Annotated in this window: 16 protein-coding genes and 1 pseudogene; 7 read left to right on the forward strand and 10 right to left on the reverse strand. The window is 64.6% G+C overall.

Going from position 1 to position 15440, the window contains the following annotated elements; genetic code table 11:
- The first annotated feature begins 183 nt into the window (after window positions 1-183).
- The 7 genes from VFJ08_RS00005 (at window position 184) to flgL (ending at window position 7657) form a co-directional block, all read left to right on the forward strand.
- Window positions 184-939 (forward strand): flagellar basal body rod protein FlgF, encoded by a 756-nt coding sequence (locus VFJ08_RS00005; RefSeq protein WP_324993858.1) that lies wholly within the window; start codon window positions 184-186, stop codon window positions 937-939.
- A gap of 64 nt (window positions 940-1003) precedes the next feature.
- A complete protein-coding gene (gene flgG / locus VFJ08_RS00010) occupies window positions 1004-1786 on the forward strand; it encodes a flagellar basal-body rod protein FlgG (protein ID WP_324993860.1) in 783 nt (260 codons plus the stop codon).
- A gap of 32 nt (window positions 1787-1818) precedes the next feature.
- Complete coding sequence (locus tag VFJ08_RS00015; protein WP_324993862.1) at window positions 1819-2490, forward strand: flagellar basal body L-ring protein FlgH; 672 nt, start codon at window positions 1819-1821, stop codon at window positions 2488-2490.
- Window positions 2491-2507: 17 nt separating this feature from the next.
- Window positions 2508-3629, forward strand: a complete 1122-nt coding sequence (locus VFJ08_RS00020) for a flagellar basal body P-ring protein FlgI (protein ID WP_324993864.1) — start codon at window positions 2508-2510, stop codon at window positions 3627-3629.
- Entirely contained in the window at window positions 3629-4708 is a 1080-nt protein-coding gene (flgJ, locus tag VFJ08_RS00025; RefSeq protein WP_324993866.1) for a flagellar assembly peptidoglycan hydrolase FlgJ, read from the forward strand. Before VFJ08_RS00020 ends, flgJ begins: the two co-directional genes overlap by 1 nt.
- An 87-nt stretch (window positions 4709-4795) precedes the next feature.
- Complete coding sequence (gene flgK, locus VFJ08_RS00030; protein ID WP_324993868.1) at window positions 4796-6427, forward strand: flagellar hook-associated protein FlgK; 1632 nt, start codon at window positions 4796-4798, stop codon at window positions 6425-6427.
- 12 nt (window positions 6428-6439) lie between these two features.
- Complete coding sequence (gene flgL, locus VFJ08_RS00035; RefSeq protein ID WP_324993871.1) at window positions 6440-7657, forward strand: flagellar hook-associated protein FlgL; 1218 nt, start codon at window positions 6440-6442, stop codon at window positions 7655-7657.
- Here flgL and fliR read toward each other — a convergent pair.
- The 10 genes and pseudogenes from fliR to fliI form a co-directional block, all read right to left on the reverse strand.
- Window positions 7644-8447 (reverse strand): flagellar biosynthetic protein FliR, encoded by an 804-nt coding sequence (gene fliR / locus VFJ08_RS00040; RefSeq protein ID WP_324993872.1) that lies wholly within the window; start codon window positions 8445-8447, stop codon window positions 7644-7646. The genes flgL and fliR overlap by 14 nt on opposite strands.
- A 16-nt stretch (window positions 8448-8463) precedes the next feature.
- A complete protein-coding gene (gene fliQ / locus VFJ08_RS00045) occupies window positions 8464-8733 on the reverse strand; it encodes a flagellar biosynthesis protein FliQ (RefSeq protein ID WP_324993874.1) in 270 nt (89 codons plus the stop codon).
- Window positions 8734-9437: 704 nt separating this feature from the next.
- Window positions 9438-10196 carry a flagellar type III secretion system pore protein FliP gene (fliP, locus tag VFJ08_RS00050; RefSeq protein WP_324993876.1) on the reverse strand — a complete coding sequence of 253 codons (759 nt, stop codon included), beginning with the start codon at window positions 10194-10196 and terminating at the stop codon, window positions 9438-9440.
- Window positions 10193-10732 (reverse strand): flagellar biosynthetic protein FliO, encoded by a 540-nt coding sequence (gene fliO / locus VFJ08_RS00055; RefSeq protein WP_324993878.1) that lies wholly within the window; start codon window positions 10730-10732, stop codon window positions 10193-10195. The genes fliP and fliO overlap by 4 nt, the downstream gene beginning before the upstream one ends.
- Window positions 10729-11280, reverse strand: coding sequence for a flagellar motor switch protein FliN (gene fliN / locus VFJ08_RS00060; RefSeq protein ID WP_349256915.1), 552 nt, complete (start codon window positions 11278-11280; stop codon window positions 10729-10731). Before fliN ends, fliO begins: the two co-directional genes overlap by 4 nt.
- On the reverse strand, window positions 11277-12290 hold the full coding sequence (gene fliM / locus VFJ08_RS00065) for a flagellar motor switch protein FliM (protein ID WP_324993880.1): 1014 nt from the start codon (window positions 12288-12290) through the stop codon (window positions 11277-11279). The genes fliN and fliM overlap by 4 nt, the downstream gene beginning before the upstream one ends.
- Before the next feature lie 2 nt (window positions 12291-12292).
- On the reverse strand, window positions 12293-12775 hold the full coding sequence (fliL, locus tag VFJ08_RS00070) for a flagellar basal body-associated protein FliL (protein WP_324993882.1): 483 nt from the start codon (window positions 12773-12775) through the stop codon (window positions 12293-12295).
- 51 nt (window positions 12776-12826) lie between these two features.
- On the reverse strand, window positions 12827-14344 hold the full coding sequence (locus VFJ08_RS00075; RefSeq protein WP_324993884.1) for a flagellar hook-length control protein FliK: 1518 nt from the start codon (window positions 14342-14344) through the stop codon (window positions 12827-12829).
- 24 nt (window positions 14345-14368) lie between these two features.
- Entirely contained in the window at window positions 14369-14809 is a 441-nt protein-coding gene (gene fliJ, locus VFJ08_RS00080; RefSeq protein ID WP_324993886.1) for a flagellar export protein FliJ, read from the reverse strand.
- Window positions 14806-15440 (reverse strand): annotated as a pseudogene (fliI, locus tag VFJ08_RS00085) (flagellum-specific ATP synthase FliI); the annotation flags it as partial. The pseudogene fliI and the gene fliJ, both read right to left, overlap by 4 nt.

A 15440-nucleotide genomic window follows, 5' to 3' on the forward strand; every position in this document is an offset into this window, starting at 1 on the left:
CATCAAAATAGATGAACGACCATCGGCTTAATAAAGCGGACCGCGCAAGCGGGCCGCCGCGGCGTCAAGCCGCGAAGCCTTGTCAAATCCAGGCCGGACATGCGCCGGCCTGGATTTGGCGAGGCGTTGAAAACAGCCGATTTTTCGGCTGTTTTGTTGCTACATTGATAATAGGGTGATGCCATGGATCGCTTGATCTATACGGCCCTGTCCGGGGCGAGCCAGATTCTGGATCGTCAGTCGGTGATGGCCAACAATCTGGCCAACGTCTCGACCATCGGCTTCAAGGCTCAGTTGTCGGCGTATCGCGCCGTTCCGGTCAACGGTTCGGGCCTGGCGACCCGGGTGATCACCGCCGAGACGACGCCGCGGGCGGATCTGTCGCCGGGCCCGATCCGGCATACCGGACGCAATCTGGACGTGGCCATTGACGGCCCGGGCTGGCTGGCCGTGCAGGCCGATGACGGCAGCGAGGCCTATACCCGCAACGGCAATCTGCAGATCGATGCCACCGGCCTGCTGAAGAGCGGCGGCCATCCGGTATTGTCCAGCAACGGGCGGCCGATCGTGCTGCCGCTCAATGCCACGATCACGATCGCCGCCGACGGCACGATTTCGGCGTTGGGCGGCGGCGCGGAGCCGAACACGGTGTCCCAGGTCGGCCAGCTCAAGCTGGCCGCCTCGGGCGACAACGCCGTGATCCGCGGCGGCGACGGGCTGTTCCACGCGATCGCGCCCAATGGCGGACCGGCGGGGCCGTTGCGCGCGGACGGTACGGTGCGCGTGGCGCCCGGAGCGCTGGAAGGCAGCAACGTTTCGGCGACCGAGGCCATGGTCAGCATGATCGGCGATGCGCGCCAGTTCGAGATGCAGATGAAGATGCTGTCGCTGGCCGACGAAAACGCCCGTGACGCCAATAAACTGCTCGATGTGAGCTAACCCGGCCCAGCTTGCGGCCGCTGCGATCGCCGCCGGCGATCGCCAACGTACGAGGGGACAACTCATGATCCGATCGCTCTGGATCGCCAAGACCGGCCTGGAAAGCCAGCAGGCCAAGCTCGACACTATTTCCAACAATCTGGCCAACGTCTCGACCAACGGCTTCAAGCGTTCGCGGGCGGTATTTCAGGATTTGCTGTATCAGGATATCCGTCAGCCCGGCGCCGCGTCGTCGGTGCAGACCAACCTGCCGTCGGGCCTGCAGATCGGCTCGGGCGTGCAGCAAGTGGCCAACGAACGGCTGCACACGCAGGGAAGCCTCGAGCAGACGGGCAACTCCAAGGACGTGGCGATCGAGGGCAAGGGCTTGTTTGCGGTCCAGATGCCTGACGGCAGCACCGCCTATACCCGCGACGGCAGTTTCCAGCTCGATCAGAACGGCCAGTTGGTCACGGCTACGGGTTTCCCGATCGAGCCCGGCATCGTGGTGCCGGAGAACGCGCTGTCGATCAGCATCGCGCCGGACGGCACCGTTTCCGTCACCCAGCCGGGCTCTACCGCGTCCAATGAAATCGGCCAGATGCAGTTGTCGACTTTCATCAATCCGGCCGGCCTGCAGAGTATCGGTAACAATCTGTACAAGGAAACCACCTCGTCGGGCCCGCGCAACGACAATCCGCCGGGCGTGAACGGCGCCGGTCTGCTGCGCCAGAAATACGTCGAGACCTCGAACGTCAACGTGGTCGAGGAAATGGTGAACATGATCGCCACCCAGCGCGCCTACGAGATCAACTCCAAGGCGGTGGAAACCTCTGACCAGATGCTGCAGCGTCTGGCGCAGCTTTAATCGGGCAGGGCGCCGTGCGTAAATTACGCAACATGAGTCGGCCGGCGCGTTTGATCGCGGCCGTCGCGCTGGTCGGCGTGCTCGGCGCCTGTGCACAGCTGCCGCGGCACGACATCGTGACCGGGCCGACCAAGGCCAAGCCGCTGCCGCCGCCCACGCCGGCGAGCAACGGCTCGATCTTCCAGGCGGCGTACAACAAGCCGCTGTTCGAGGACCGGCGTCCGCGCCAAGTGGGGGATATTCTGACCGTGGTCCTGAACGAGGATCTGGCGGCCACGAAATCCTCGGGGTCCAATGCCAGCCGCGACGGCTCGGTCGGTTTCAGTCCGACCGCGGTGCCGGACGTGCTCGGCGACTGGCTCGGCGACCAAACCACCGATCTGTCGGGCTCTAACGGCTTCCAGGGTTCGGGGGATGCCAACGCCTCGAACACCTTCACCGGCAAGATTACGGTCACGGTCATGCAGGTGCTGGCCAACGGCAATCTTAAGGTGGCGGGCGAGAAGCGCATCGGTATCAATCAGGGCACCGAATATCTGTTGTTCTCGGGCGTGGTCAATCCGCGCATGATCAGTGCCGACAGCACGATCACGTCGACCCAGGTCGCCAACGCGCGCCTGGAGTACTACGGCGACGGCTATATCGCCGAGGCCCAGCACATGGGCTGGCTGCAGCGTGTGCTGCTGAATATTTCGCCGCTTTAGCCAGGATGGAGACCGCGATGAAAGGGGGGATCATTCGGGCCGGCGCATTCGCGCTGATCACGATGCTGCTGGTGCTGGCGATCTCGGTTCCGGCCAGCGCCCAACGGCTCGGCGATATCGCCACCTTCGACGGCGTGCGCTCCAACCCGTTGGTCGGGTACGGTTTGGTGGTCGGGTTGAACAATACCGGCGACCAGACCACCCAGACGCCGTTTACCGGCCAGGCGGTGCGCAACATGCTCACCCAGTTGGGCGTGACCGTGGCCGGCGGCAGTAATATGCAGCTGAAGAACGTGGCGGCGGTGATGGTCACCGCCGATCTGCCGGCGTTCGCCGCCACCGGTCAGTACATCAGCGTGACCGTATCCTCGATCGGCAACGCCGACAGCCTGACCGGCGGTACATTGCTGATGACGCCGCTCAAGGGCGCCGACGGCAAGATTTATGCGTTGGCCCAGGGCAATGTGCTGGCGCCGGGGTTGAGCGTGGAAGCCGCGGGTTCGAGCGTGCAGGTCAACCAGACCGCGGCCGGGCGTATTCCCGAGGGCGCGGTGGTCGAGCGCACGGTCGATTCCAACTTCGCCGCCAACGGCACCATCGACCTGGAATTGAAGGACGCCGATTTCGCCACCGCCACCCGCGCCATGCAGGCCGTGAACAATCGGTTCGGCCGCTCGATCGCGACCGCCATGAATTCGCGCCTGGTTTCGATCGCAATACCGCCGGATGTCGGTTCGACGGTCGCCTTCATGGCCGCGATCCAGAATATCCAGGTCCGGCCGGGTACGCCCGAGCCGCGCGTGATCCTGAATTCGCGCACCGGCTCGGTGGTGATGAACGGTCGGGTTACGCTCGACCCGGCGGCGGTCGCCCACGGCAGCCTGTCGGTGACCATCGATTCCAACCCGATCGTGTCGCAGCCGAACGCTTTTTCGGGCGGCCGGACCGTCGTGTTGCCCAATGCCGATATCAACGTCCAGCAGGGCGACGGCTCGCTCAATTATGTGCCGCGGAGCACGTCGCTGCGACAGGTCATCAACGCCTTGAACCGGCTGGGCGCGACCCCGGTGGATCTGATGGCGATTCTCGAGGCGTTGAAGGCCGCGGGCGCGCTCAACGCCGATCTGGAGGTGATCTGATGACCGTGCCCTCCGTCAGCGCTGCGTTCGCCTACGACGTCTCCGCGATCCAAAAGCTCAAGTACACCGCGTCGCAGCAATCCGACGGCGGCGTGCACAAGGTCGCGCAGCAGTTCGAGGCCATGTTCATCAAAGAGATGCTGTCGAGTATGCGCGCGGCGATCCCGCAATCGCATCTGCTGGGCGACTCCACGGTCGACAAGCAGTATCAGGACATGATGGACGCGCAGTGGTCGCAAACCCTGGCGCAGCGCGGCATGGGCCTGGCCGATATGCTGGAAAAACAGCTCATCGGGCATGTCGGCGGCGCCGATGCGCATAGCGACGGCCAGGCGGGATCCGCGCCGAAGATCGCGCAGGCCACGCCGCGGGCGCTGGCGCCCTCGGAGTCGCTGGCCTCGATCCGGGCCCAGCGTGAAGCCGCGATGCCCGCGAGCCCGCAGAAAATCGCGGCGGCAGCCCGCGAGACGGCGCCGATAATCGACCCGGCCCGTGCCGGCCGCGCGCCGCTGCTATCGTTCGGCGACGCGCCGCTCGACAGCGACTTGGCGCCCGCGCACGTTCGCGATTTCGTCCAACGCCTACAGGCGCCGGCCGCGATGGCCGCGGGTCGTACCGGTCTGTCGGCGCGTCTGATCCTCGCCCAGGCCGCGCTCGAGACCGGCTGGGGCCGGCACGAGATCACCACCGATAACGGCGCGCCTAGCTTCAACGTCTTCAATATCAAGGCCGACGGCTGGGACGGCGCGGCCACCGAGGTCGTCACCCATGAATACGCCGACGGCGCCATGCGGGCCACCCGGGCGGGCTTTCGGGTCTACGATTCCTACGATCAGGCATTTTCCGACTATGCGCGGCTGATCGATTCCTCGCCGCGCTATGCCGCAGCGCGTCGGGCCGACACGCCCGAAGCGGCTGCGCGCGCGCTCCAGGATGGCGGCTACGCAACCGATCCCGACTATGCCGACAAGCTGGTCGCGGTGATGAAATCCATCCCGGCGGAGGTGCCGGGCGGCTTGTTCGCCGATGCCGGCGGCGCGGTGGTCGATATGGCATCGCCTAGCGGGCCGTTGATTTGATGACCGGGCTCAAGTTTCATTGCCGGCTGCCGTTGACTCTTATATAGCGGCCATTGATCGCGAGCCGACAAGAGGAACACCGCCGTCATGTCCAATCTGTTCGGAATCGGCCTGTCGGGCCTCGGCGCTGCCCAGGCCGGTCTGACGACCACCAGCAACAACATCAGCAACGTCAACACGCCGGGCTATACCCGGCGTAGAGCGCTGCTGGCCGAAGTCGCGAACTCGAATGGCGGCGGCGGCGGCGTGACGGTGACCGGCATCCAGCGCCAGTACGCCCAGTTCCTCACCGCCCAGCTCAACGACGCCCAGTCCACAGCCTCGGCCACCGAAAGCCATCTGAATCAGATCTCGCAGATCGATAATCTGCTGGGCGACAGCGACGCCGGACTGGCGCCGCGCATCCAGGATTTTTTCGATAGCCTGGCCACCTTGGCCGGTTCGCCCGAGGATTCCTCGGCGCGCAACGCCGTGCTGGGCGATGCCCGGGATATGGCCAGCCGGTTTCGCTCGTTCGCCTCGACGCTGTCGGATATGGGCGATGCGGTGGACAAGCGGATCGCGGGCGCGGTGGACGAGGTCAACAACAACGCATCCCAAATCGCCGCGCTCAATAAGCAGATCACGGTGACCCAGGCCCGCACCGGCCAACCGCCGAACGATCTTCTCGACCAGCGCGATCAACTGGTTGCCGAAACGGCCAAGCTAATCAACGTCGACGTCACCAAGAACGACGACGGCAGCTACAACCTCACCGTTGGCGGCCAAGCGCTGGTCGACGCCAACGGCAGTCATCGGTTGACCACCGTTACCGATCCCGACGACCCCACCCGCCAGCGTCTGGGCTATGTCAGCGCCGACGGCAGCACACGCGTGATTCCCAGCGATCGCGTCACCGGCGGCGAGATCAGCGGTCTGCTGTCGTTCGCGGCCGATTCGCTGGCGCCGGCCCGGGCCAAGCTCGGCCAGACCGCACACGATCTGGCGGTCGCGGTCAATGCGCAGCATAAACAGGGCACCGATCTTGCCGGCGATCCCGGCACGGCGCTGTTCGCTACCGGCCAGCCAAAGGTGTACGCGAGCGAGAACAACACCGGTGCCGCAACCGCATCGGTCGCTTTCGCCGCGGGCCAGAGCGAGCGCGTGACCGCCGACAATTACCGTATCGAGTACAACGCCGCCGGCGATTATGAAGTCACGCGCGCGGGCGACGGCTCGAGTGTGGATACCGACTTCGACAGCGCCACGAATACCCTGTCCTTCGGCGGGCTCGAGGTGACGATCTCGGGGGCGCCCGACGAGGGCGACGTGTTCACGGTCCGCCCGCTCGATGACGCCGCCGCGTCGTTCTCGGTCGCCATCTCCGATCCGGCCAAGCTGGCGGCCGGCCAGGACGGCAGCCCGGGCGACAACACCAACGCCAACGCGCTGGCGGCGCTGCAACAGGCCGACGTGGTCGAAGGCAAACGCAGCTTTTCCGAAAACTATGCGCAACTGGTCGGCGACATCGGCAACCAGACCCAGTCGCTGCAGGTCAATTCCGATTCCGAAAACGCGCTGACCGACGAGCTCCGCCAGGCGCAGCAATCGGTCTCCGGCGTCAACCTCGACGAAGCGTATGTCAACCTCCTGTACTACCGACAGATGTATCAAGCCAACGCCCGTGTCATCCAGACCGCGTCGACCGTGTTCGACACGGTACTGAGCCTTGGCCGCTAACCGGATATCGCCATGCGTCTGAGCACCAACACCATCTATGCGATCGGCACCCAGTCGATACTCGACCAGCAGTCGCGCGTCTCGAAGATCGGCCAGCAAATAGCGACCCAGAAGCGCATCACCAAGCCCTCGGACGATCCCCGCGGCGCCGCGCAGGTGCTCAATCTGCAGCAGGCGAAGCGGATCAACGAGCAATACGCCGCGACCCGGGCGACGCTGGAAATCCAGCTCTCCTCCGAGGAGAACCAGCTCAATCAAGTGACCGATGGATTAACCGCGGCCAAGCAAACGCTGGTCGCCGCGGCCAACGGCACGTTGAGCGACGCGGATCGCGAGTCGTACGCGAATGAATTGGAGGGCATATATCAGCAGATGCTGTCGGCCGCCAACGCCAAGGACGGCAGCGGCGACTATATCTTCGCCGGCTTCAAATCCGGCCAAACGCCGTTCACCGGCAGCGCCGGCAATCTGGTCTATAACGGCGACAATGGTCAGCGTGAGTTGCAGGTCGACAGTTCGCGAACCATGCGGGCCAACGATTCCGGTTTGGCGGTCTTTGCCGCCACCACCGCCAGCGCCACCTATATCGCGACCGCGGACCAGGGCAACCAAGGCAGCAGTACTTACAGCTCGCTGGATGTCGTGGCCGCGGACGCCGACGACTACGGCCATCGATTCAAGCTGACTTTCTCCGGCAACGGCGCCGACGCCACCTACAGCGTCGTCGACAGTACAACCGGGGACACGCTGATCAACAATGCGGCCTATCAATCCGGTCAGACGATCGCGCTCGGGAACGGTCTGCAGACCACGATCGAGGGCGAGCCGGCCGACGGCGACAGCTATACCTTCGCCAAGGGCGCCGATTCGGACAGCAATATCCTGAACGCACTGGCCCACGCCGTGGATGTGCTGCGCCAGCCGATCGACAGCGACGCCGCCCAGGCGCGGTTCACCAATACCGTCAATCGCGCCAATCGCCAGGTCGACAACGCGCTCGACAACGTGTTGTCGGTGCGTTCGGATCTCGGCACCAGGCTCAACGAACTCGATAATCTGGACAGCGTGGGCGAAACGCAGAACGTGACCTACAAGCAGAACATCTCCAATCTGCGCGACATAGACTGGGTTTCGGCGATCTCCGATTTTTCGCTCGCCCGGGTGGCACTACAAGCTTCCCGGCAGACGTTTATGAGCGTGCAGCAGATGTCGCTGTTCAGCCAGAAATAGCGCCGGGCCCGGCGAGCGCGGCGACGATATCCAGCATGCGCCCGAACAGGGTGTCGAACAGCCGATGAAGAAAGAGGCCAAGGTCGGGCGTAAGGAAGGTCAGCACGATCAGGCCGGCCAGCAGCGTCATCGGAAAGCCGATGGAGAAGATCGATAGCTGCGGCGAGGCCCGGTTCAGGATGCCCATGGCCATGTTGATGGTCAGCAAGGTGGCGATCAGCGGCAACGCCAGGCTCACGCCGGCGGTAAAGATGATCGCGCCGGTGCGCGCGGCGAGCATCCAGCCGTCGGCGTGGAACTCGCCCGCGCCGATCGGTAGCAAGGTAAAGCTGCGGGTCAGGATATCGATCAGTACCAGATGGCCGTTAAAGGCCAGAAACAACAGCATGGCGAAGGTGTTGAGCAACCGGCCCAACACGACCGTGTTGGCGCCGATCGCCGGCGAATAAAACGAGGCGAAGCCGAGCCCCATCTGCATGCCGATGAACGCCCCGGTCGACTGCACCACGCCGAAGGCCAGCCGCATGACGAGGCCCAGCGCGAGGCCGATCACCACTTGTTGGACGATCAGCCAGGCGCCGGCGAACGAGACCGGCGGCACGTCGGGAATCGGCCCGAGGTTGGGCGCGATCACGAACGCCAACAGACCGGCCAACCCGATTTTCACCCGCCGGGGCACCATGCTCTCACCGAACACCGGAGCGGCCGCCACGAACGCCAGCAGACGCACGAACGGCCAGAACACGAGCATGATCCAGCCGGTGAGCTGGCCGCTGGTGAAATCGATCATCCCGCGCGCGATCCGATTATCGAACCATGTTCGGTATGTGCAGGAACAACTGGCGGGTGAAATCGCTGATTTCGCCGATCAGCCACGGCCCGGCGATGATCAGCACCACGAACACCGCCAGGATCTTGGGGATGAACGACAGCGTCATCTCGTTGATCTGGGTGGCGGCCTGAAACAGGCTGATCAGCAGACCGACCAGCAGGGCCGCGCCCAGCAACGGCCCGGCCATCATCAGCGTCAGTTTCATGCCCTGATAGGCCAGATTCATCACGGTTTGTGGCGTCATGACGTTTCCCCTCGCAACGCGCTTTGCAGCGTTTTCCTAATTTTGGCGGGAAGTTCTTTTTAAAAAATTTATCCGCAGATCAACGCAGATGGACGCAGATAAATACAGAGAAGATTAAATTATTGTTTTGAGTGATTTTAAGGGCGCCCAAACAGGCGAGGAGTATCCAAATAAAACAGTCCTACCAACGCATCTGCGTTAATCTGCGTGTATCTGCGGATAAAATGCCTTAGCTTCATGTCTTGATAAACCAGATTCGTCACGGTTTGTGGCGTTATGACGTTTTTCCTGTTACGTGCGTTTGTTTTAATTCTTGGTACCGACGCTCTTTCAGGAATTAATCCGCAGATGGACGCAGACGAACGCAGATGGCTTTGTGAACGAACGATGCTCAAGCGCTTAAAATCCAAACTAAATGTTCAATAAATATATTCAAGCGTTATTTGATTTTTATCTGCGTGTATCTGTGTCCATCTGCGGATAAATGTCTTTTAATATTTCGGATGCCTAGAAAAATTTTGGCCAGTTCGCGTAGGTCGGATTAGGCTTTAGCCGTAATCCGACAGAATACGACTGCGAACCTGCGTTTGGCGTCGGATTACGCGCTGCGCGCTAATCCGACCTACGTCTAGAAGCCGATAAATTTTCAAACGTTAATTAGAGTCCATCTGCGTTCATCTGCGGATAAAATGCCTTTGCTAGCGCTAGAAAAAACTATTGGCCAGCGAGCCGACGAGCAGGGTCCAGCCGTCCACCAGCACGAACAGCATCAGCTTGAACGGCAGCGAAATCGTGGCCGGCGGCACCATCATCATGCCCAGCGACATAAGCACGCTGGCCACCACCAGATCGATCACCAGAAATGGTATGAAGATGGTGAAGCCGATTTGGAAGGCGGTCTTGAGCTCGCTGGTCACGAACGCCGGCAGCAGCACCCGCATCGGCGTATCGGCCGGTGTTTGAATAGGCCCCACGTCGCCGAGGTTGGCGAACATGGCGATATCCGGCTCGCGGGTCTGACGCAGCATGAAGTCGCGCATCGGCTGCGCGCCGCGTGCCAACGCTTGTTGAAAGGTGATCTCGTTGTTGGTCAGCGGCCGGTAGGCGACTTCGTAGACTTTGTGAAAAACCGGCGACATCACGAAAAACGTGAGGAACAGCGCCAGGCCTAGCAACACCTGGTTCGGCGGCGCGGTGGGCGTGCCCAGCGCGCTGCGCATCAGGCTGAGCACGATGATGATGCGGGTGAACCCGGTCATCAGCAGCAGCACCGCCGGCAAAAACGCGAGCGCGGTGAACAGCACCAGCGTCTGGACCGACACGGTCCATTCGGTGCCGCCGCCGGCCAACGGCTGGCTGATCACGCCGGGCAGGCCGGAGCCGCCGCCGGTCTGGGCCGCGGCGGTGCCGGTCAGCAGCAGGCCGAATATTAGAACGAGTACCAGAGCTGGCAGTCGCCTCATCGCGGGGTCCGCCCGGTCAGCCGGGCGATGTTGGCCGTCAGGGCCTGGTTTAGGGCCTGGCCGAAGGTCGGCCGCTTGCCCACGCCCGGTCCGCCGATCGTATCCACCGGCGCCCGGTCGTCCGGTGCCGGGCGGCGATGCAGCGCGGTGATGTTCTGCGGTGTTACACCGAGCACCAGCCATTCGTCCTCGACTTCGACGATCACCACGCGCTCGCGTTGGCCCAGGCTGCGCGACGCCACGATCGGCAGCGATCGGCTGGCCCGGTCACGTTGGAAGCCGAGCCGCTTGAGCGCCCAGGCGCAAATCAGGATCACCGCGATCACCGCGATCAGCGCGATCGAGGTTCGCCCGATCAGGTCGGCCGGCAAATCGCCGCCGCCGCCGCCGCCGGCGGGCGTGCTTGCATCGGTTGCGGCTTGCGTCGCCGTCGCCGCATTATCGTGCTCTGCGGCCTGCGCCTGATCGAACCATGAAGGCGCGATGGCCCCCGGCGGGTGCGAGGCCGTGCGGACGTTCACGCCCGTGTCGTTCATCGATTGAGCTTGCCGATGCGCTCGGCGCGGTCGACGATTTCGGTGATGCGGATGCCGTATTTGTCCTCGACCACCACGACCTCGCCCTGGGCGACCAGATAGCCGTTGATCAGGATGTCCATCGGCTCGCCGGCCAGACCGTCGAGTTCGACGATCGAGCCCTTGGCCAGATCCAGCAGCTCACGGATCGACAGCCGGGTCGAGCCGAGCTCGACCGACAGCGTGACCGGGATCTCCATGATCATGTCTAGATCGCGCGGTGAAGCCGGGCCCGTCTCGTCCGCCAGCGGCTTGAACACGGTCTCGCCCGCGGCCCGGGCGCCGGCGCCCGAGGCGGCGGCAGCGGCGGGCTCGGTCGGCGCCGCGTCTTCGGTTTGGCGTTGTTCGGCCATGGCCTCGGCCCAGGCCGCGCCGGCGTCATCGTCTTTGTCGTTGTCGGCAGGCGGCGCTTGTTCGGTGGCGGCCTGTTCGGCCAGCGCTTCGGCCCAGGCGTCGTCGGTACCGCTCTGGTCGGTGTCGGTGTCGTGGTCTTTGGGTGAGTCAGTCATGGCTGGGTGTCCTGGGACATATCCTTCGAAGCGTGGTCGATCATGCGTGTGATGCGCAGCGCCTTACGGCCGTCCAGACGGCCGTAGGCGGCGGCGAACACCGGTACGTCGTCGACCCGGGCGGTGACTTCGTCGGGCAATTCGATGGCCAATACGTCGCCGACGGCGAGCCGACTCAGGCGGCCGATGGTGGAGGTGATGGTGGTGAAATCCGCGGTCAGCGCTATGTGGCTGCGCTCGACCTTGCCGGCCAGGCGCTCGGCCCGGGCGCGCTGCTCGTCGGGGTCGGCCTTTTGCAGGGCCGTGTTGGTGAGGATCTCGCGGATCGGCTCGATCATCGCGTAGGGGATACAGATATTGAAGTCCGCGCCGAAGGCGCCGACCTCGAGATGAAACGTCGTGTTGACCACCATCTCGTTCGGCGAGGTGGTGATATTGGCGAAGCGCACCTGCATCTCGGCGCGCTGGAATTCCAGATCCAGCGGATAGACGCTGCGCCAGCCCTGATCGTAGCTCTCCAGCGCGAGCTTGAGCAGCCGGCCGATGATGCGTTGTTCGGTATGCGTGAATTCGCGGCCTTCCGAACGGGTGAGGAACCGCCCGTCGCCGCCGAACAGGCTGTCGACGACCAGAAACACCATGTTCGGCGGAAACACGATCAGCGCGTTGCCGCGTAGCGGCTTCATGGAAATCAGATTGATATTCGCCGGCACCGGCAGATTGCGGGTGAACTCGCTGTAGGGCTGGATCTTGACCGAATCGACGGTGATATCGGCGCTGCGCCGGATCAGGTTGAACAGCGACATACGAAAATCACGGGCGAAACGCTCGTTGATGATGTCCAGCGTATGCAGCCGGCCGCGCACCACCCGTTGCTGGGTGGCCGGGTCGAAAACGCGGATGCGCTTGCCGCTGGCGTCGGTTTTCTTCTCGGCCGGTTCGTCCTCGCCGCTCACCCCGTTGAGCAGGGAGTCGATCTCGGCTTGCGAGAGCATATCGTCGTCGGCCATGGCTACTGCACGATGAAATCGGTGAACAGGACGCGGTCGATCGCCACCGGCTTACCGTCTTCGCGGTAGGCCGCGCGCAGGGTTTTGCGCAGGCTCTTGGCGATCGCGCGCTTGCCGGCCGCGCTGGTCAGCTCGTCGGCGGACTGGTCGCTGAGCGTGATCAGCATGCGGTTGCGCACCTCCGGCATGTGCGCGATCAGCGTGTCGGCCGTGGCCGGGTTGGCGACCGCCAGAGACAGGCCGATGTAGAGCACGCGCGAGCCGCCGTCCAAGTTCACCGTCATCGGTTCGACCTTGACGAAGGTCGGCTTGGGCGGAGGCTGCTCGGCGGCCTCGGCGCTCCCGCTGCCGGCCCGCATGAAGTAGAAATAGCTGCCGGCGCCGGCGGCAAGTATGCCGACCAGCACGATCAGGCCCGCCAGCAGGAGCGTGCGGGCAACGCCCTGTTGGCGATTGGGCGAAGTGAACGATACGTATTGCGTCATTTTCAGGACTGGCGTTGGCGAACGGAGAGGGCTATATCGGCCGATCGGCGTTCAGGCAAAGATGTCGATCCCGCCGGGCCGCCCGATACCCGAGGGCGCCGGCGCCGATGCGCCGGGGGCGGTCGCCGTCGCGACCACCGTGCCCGCTTGTGCGACGCGTTCGCCGCTGCGGCGCTCCGATTGTCCGTCGTCGTGGGCGAACGCCGCTTGGCTGTTCTGATCGCCGACCGATGCCTGGCCGAGCGACAGACCGCCCGCGGCCAGCGCCTGGCGCAACTGCGGCAGCGCCGCCTCGACCGCGTCGCGCACGTGGGCATGGGCGGCCGCGAAATGGACCTGGGCTTGGTTGTGGTGGTTGACCGTGACCGAGATATTGATCTGACCCAGCTCGCGCGGGTGTAGTTGAATTTGGGCCTGTTGCCGGCCCGAGCGGCTCAGGCGCAGCGTCTGCTGGCCGAGCGCGGCGTTCCAGTCGTCGCTGGCCAGCGGCGCGGCGAGCGTGGCCGATGTGTTGTTCGCGCCGGCCGCGCTCGCGGTGTGCGAAGACGCGCTCACGCCGTGGCCGGTCATGCCGCTCGGCAGGGCGGCGTTGTTCGGGGCCGCGCTCGGCGTATCGGCGCCGTGCACGAAGCTGAATCGGGCCGATCCGTCGGCGCCGTCCGGTATTGCCGCGCCGGCTTTGCCGTTCGATGTCAGAATCGCGAGCAGTTGGGCCGGGTCGTTACCGCCGGCCTGCTGCCGGGCCTGGTTCTGGGCTTGACCCTGGCCGCCGGTCGCAGCGTTCTGCGCATTGCCGTCGAGGCGGGCGAACAGTTGCTGCCACGAAACATGCAAACCGGCCGCCCCCGGGCGGGCGTGGGCCGAACCGTCGACGGACACCGTCTTCGGGCCGCCCGGCTTGATCGTTGTCGTCGCGATCAACGGCGCCTGGATCAGCGCGGCGATCGGGGTGCCGGTTTCGCGGTCGTCCGAGGTGTCGTCGGCCCGGCCGCGCGGGGTCTTGTTCTTGCCGGCCGCCGTGTGCGTGGCCACGCCGTCGTCGGCGGCGTGCTTCGCCGCGCCCTTGGCCGCGTTCCCGGGCGTTTGCGCCGCGATCTCGACGGCGGCGCTGCCCCGGGCCTGGCTTTCGGTCGGCGGCTTCGCGTGCGCTGTCGTGGCGGCCCGCCCGGTCTGTTTCGTTTCCGCCGATCGCTGTTCGGCGAGCAGCGAGACCGAGCTCAATCGGCGACGCACGAGATCGGCGCGGCCGGCGTCGTCCTCGGGTTTGTCGGCCGATTTTTCGGTCGACGGGTTTTTGCCATCGTCCCGCGGCGCGTTCGCGGCGCTCTTGTTGTGCGGCCGGGTACGGTTTTCAGCATCGCTATGCGTTGTTTGTCCGGCGTCGGCCTTGTTGTCGCGCGCCGGCCGGCCGGCCGGCGCCGCATCGCTGTCGCGCTCGTGCGAGGCGCGGGAAGCCGCCAGCGTGCGCGAGAAATCGGTGTCGCCGTCCTTCGCCGTTTTAGTGCTCGCGTCGGTTGTCGGCGGCGCGCTTTTCGCGCTGCCGCTCAGTGCCCCCAGGTCGATCGCCATGGCCCCCCCTTTTTCTTTACTCGATCAGCCGTTGGCCCGGCGCGAGGTGCGCCCGGCGGCTTCGTCGTTATCCCGTTGTTCCCGCCGGGCCTCTTGTCTCGCTTCGCCCGCGCGCCGGCGCTTGGCCAGCGTATCGAAGGATTTCAGCCGTCGCTGGCGGTCCTGCCAGCGCGTCTTGCCGTCGGCCAGCCGGTTTCGGATGGCGGCGACCAGGCGCTCCTGCTGAGCGACCGCCCCGTCGAGCGCGGCCAGAAAACGCTGATCGTTGTCCAGCTGATGCATGGACAAGCCGTCGGCCATCGCCCGCGCCAGGCGCTCGCCGTATTCGGCGCGATAGGCGACCAGCGCGTCGAGTTGCGACTGGTTGCGCGCGTATTCGCTCTGTAGGTTGCCGAGCGCGATCGCCGCGGCGTCGCGTTTCTCGGTAGCGAGTTCGATTAGCGCATCAAGCGAGGATTGATTCATGACGACACCTCGTTACCGGCAACGAGATCGGCCAGCCAGGCGCACGCTGAATCGTGGTCGCTGCGTTCGCCGATGCCCTGTTGCAGAAACTCTTCCATGCGCGGGTGAAGCGCGATGGCCGTGTCCAGGGTCGGATCGCTGCCGGCGGCATAGGCGCCCACGGCGATCAGGTCCCGGCTGCGCTCGTAGCGCGAGAACATGCGTTTAAAGTACTGCACGCGCGCGAGCTGCGTTTCGTCGATAAGCGCCGTCATTGCGCGGCTTATCGAGGCTTCGATATCGATCGCCGGATAGTGGCCGGCCTCGGCGAGGTGCCTGGAGAGCACAAAATGGCCGTCCAGAATGGCGCGCGCGGCATCGGCGATCGGGTCCTGCTGGTCGTCGCCTTCGGTGAGCACCGTATAAAAAGCGGTGATCGAGCCGCCGCCGGCCTCGGCGTTGCCGGCGCGCTCGACCAGCGTCGGCAGGCGGGCGAACACCGACGGCGGATAGCCCTTGGTTGCCGGCGGCTCGCCGATCGCGAGCGCGATCTCGCGCTGGGCCATGGCGTAGCGGGTCAATGAATCCATGATCAGGAGCACGTTGTAGCCGCGATCGCGAAAATCCTCGGCGATGCGCGTGGCATAGTCCG

Source organism: Salinisphaera sp., from assembly GCF_035690525.1.
Lineage (GTDB): Bacteria > Pseudomonadota > Gammaproteobacteria > Nevskiales > Salinisphaeraceae > Salinisphaera.

Bases quoted from the DNA above. Each gene is read 5' to 3' on its own strand.
- flgL (WP_324993871.1), top strand. From the start codon at position 6,440: ATGCGTCTGAGCACCAACACCATCTATGCGATCGGCACCCAGTCGATA.
- fliO (WP_324993878.1), bottom strand. From the start codon at position 10,732: ATGAACGACACGGGCGTGAACGTCCGCACGGCCTCGCACCCGCCGGGG.
- flgJ (WP_324993866.1), top strand. From the start codon at position 3,629: ATGACCGTGCCCTCCGTCAGCGCTGCGTTCGCCTACGACGTCTCCGCG.
- VFJ08_RS00075 (WP_324993884.1), bottom strand. From the start codon at position 14,344: ATGGCGATCGACCTGGGGGCACTGAGCGGCAGCGCGAAAAGCGCGCCG.
- fliQ (WP_324993874.1), bottom strand. From the start codon at position 8,733: ATGACGCCACAAACCGTGATGAATCTGGCCTATCAGGGCATGAAACTG.
- VFJ08_RS00015 (WP_324993862.1), top strand. From the start codon at position 1,819: ATGAGTCGGCCGGCGCGTTTGATCGCGGCCGTCGCGCTGGTCGGCGTG.
- VFJ08_RS00020 (WP_324993864.1), top strand. From the start codon at position 2,508: ATGAAAGGGGGGATCATTCGGGCCGGCGCATTCGCGCTGATCACGATG.
- fliJ (WP_324993886.1), bottom strand. From the start codon at position 14,809: ATGAATCAATCCTCGCTTGATGCGCTAATCGAACTCGCTACCGAGAAA.
- fliP (WP_324993876.1), bottom strand. From the start codon at position 10,196: ATGAGGCGACTGCCAGCTCTGGTACTCGTTCTAATATTCGGCCTGCTG.
- fliN (WP_349256915.1), bottom strand. From the start codon at position 11,280: ATGACTGACTCACCCAAAGACCACGACACCGACACCGACCAGAGCGGT.
- flgG (WP_324993860.1), top strand. From the start codon at position 1,004: ATGATCCGATCGCTCTGGATCGCCAAGACCGGCCTGGAAAGCCAGCAG.
- fliL (WP_324993882.1), bottom strand. From the start codon at position 12,775: ATGACGCAATACGTATCGTTCACTTCGCCCAATCGCCAACAGGGCGTT.
- fliM (WP_324993880.1), bottom strand. From the start codon at position 12,290: ATGGCCGACGACGATATGCTCTCGCAAGCCGAGATCGACTCCCTGCTC.
- flgK (WP_324993868.1), top strand. From the start codon at position 4,796: ATGTCCAATCTGTTCGGAATCGGCCTGTCGGGCCTCGGCGCTGCCCAG.
- VFJ08_RS00005 (WP_324993858.1), top strand. From the start codon at position 184: ATGGATCGCTTGATCTATACGGCCCTGTCCGGGGCGAGCCAGATTCTG.
- fliR (WP_324993872.1), bottom strand. From the start codon at position 8,447: ATGATCGATTTCACCAGCGGCCAGCTCACCGGCTGGATCATGCTCGTG.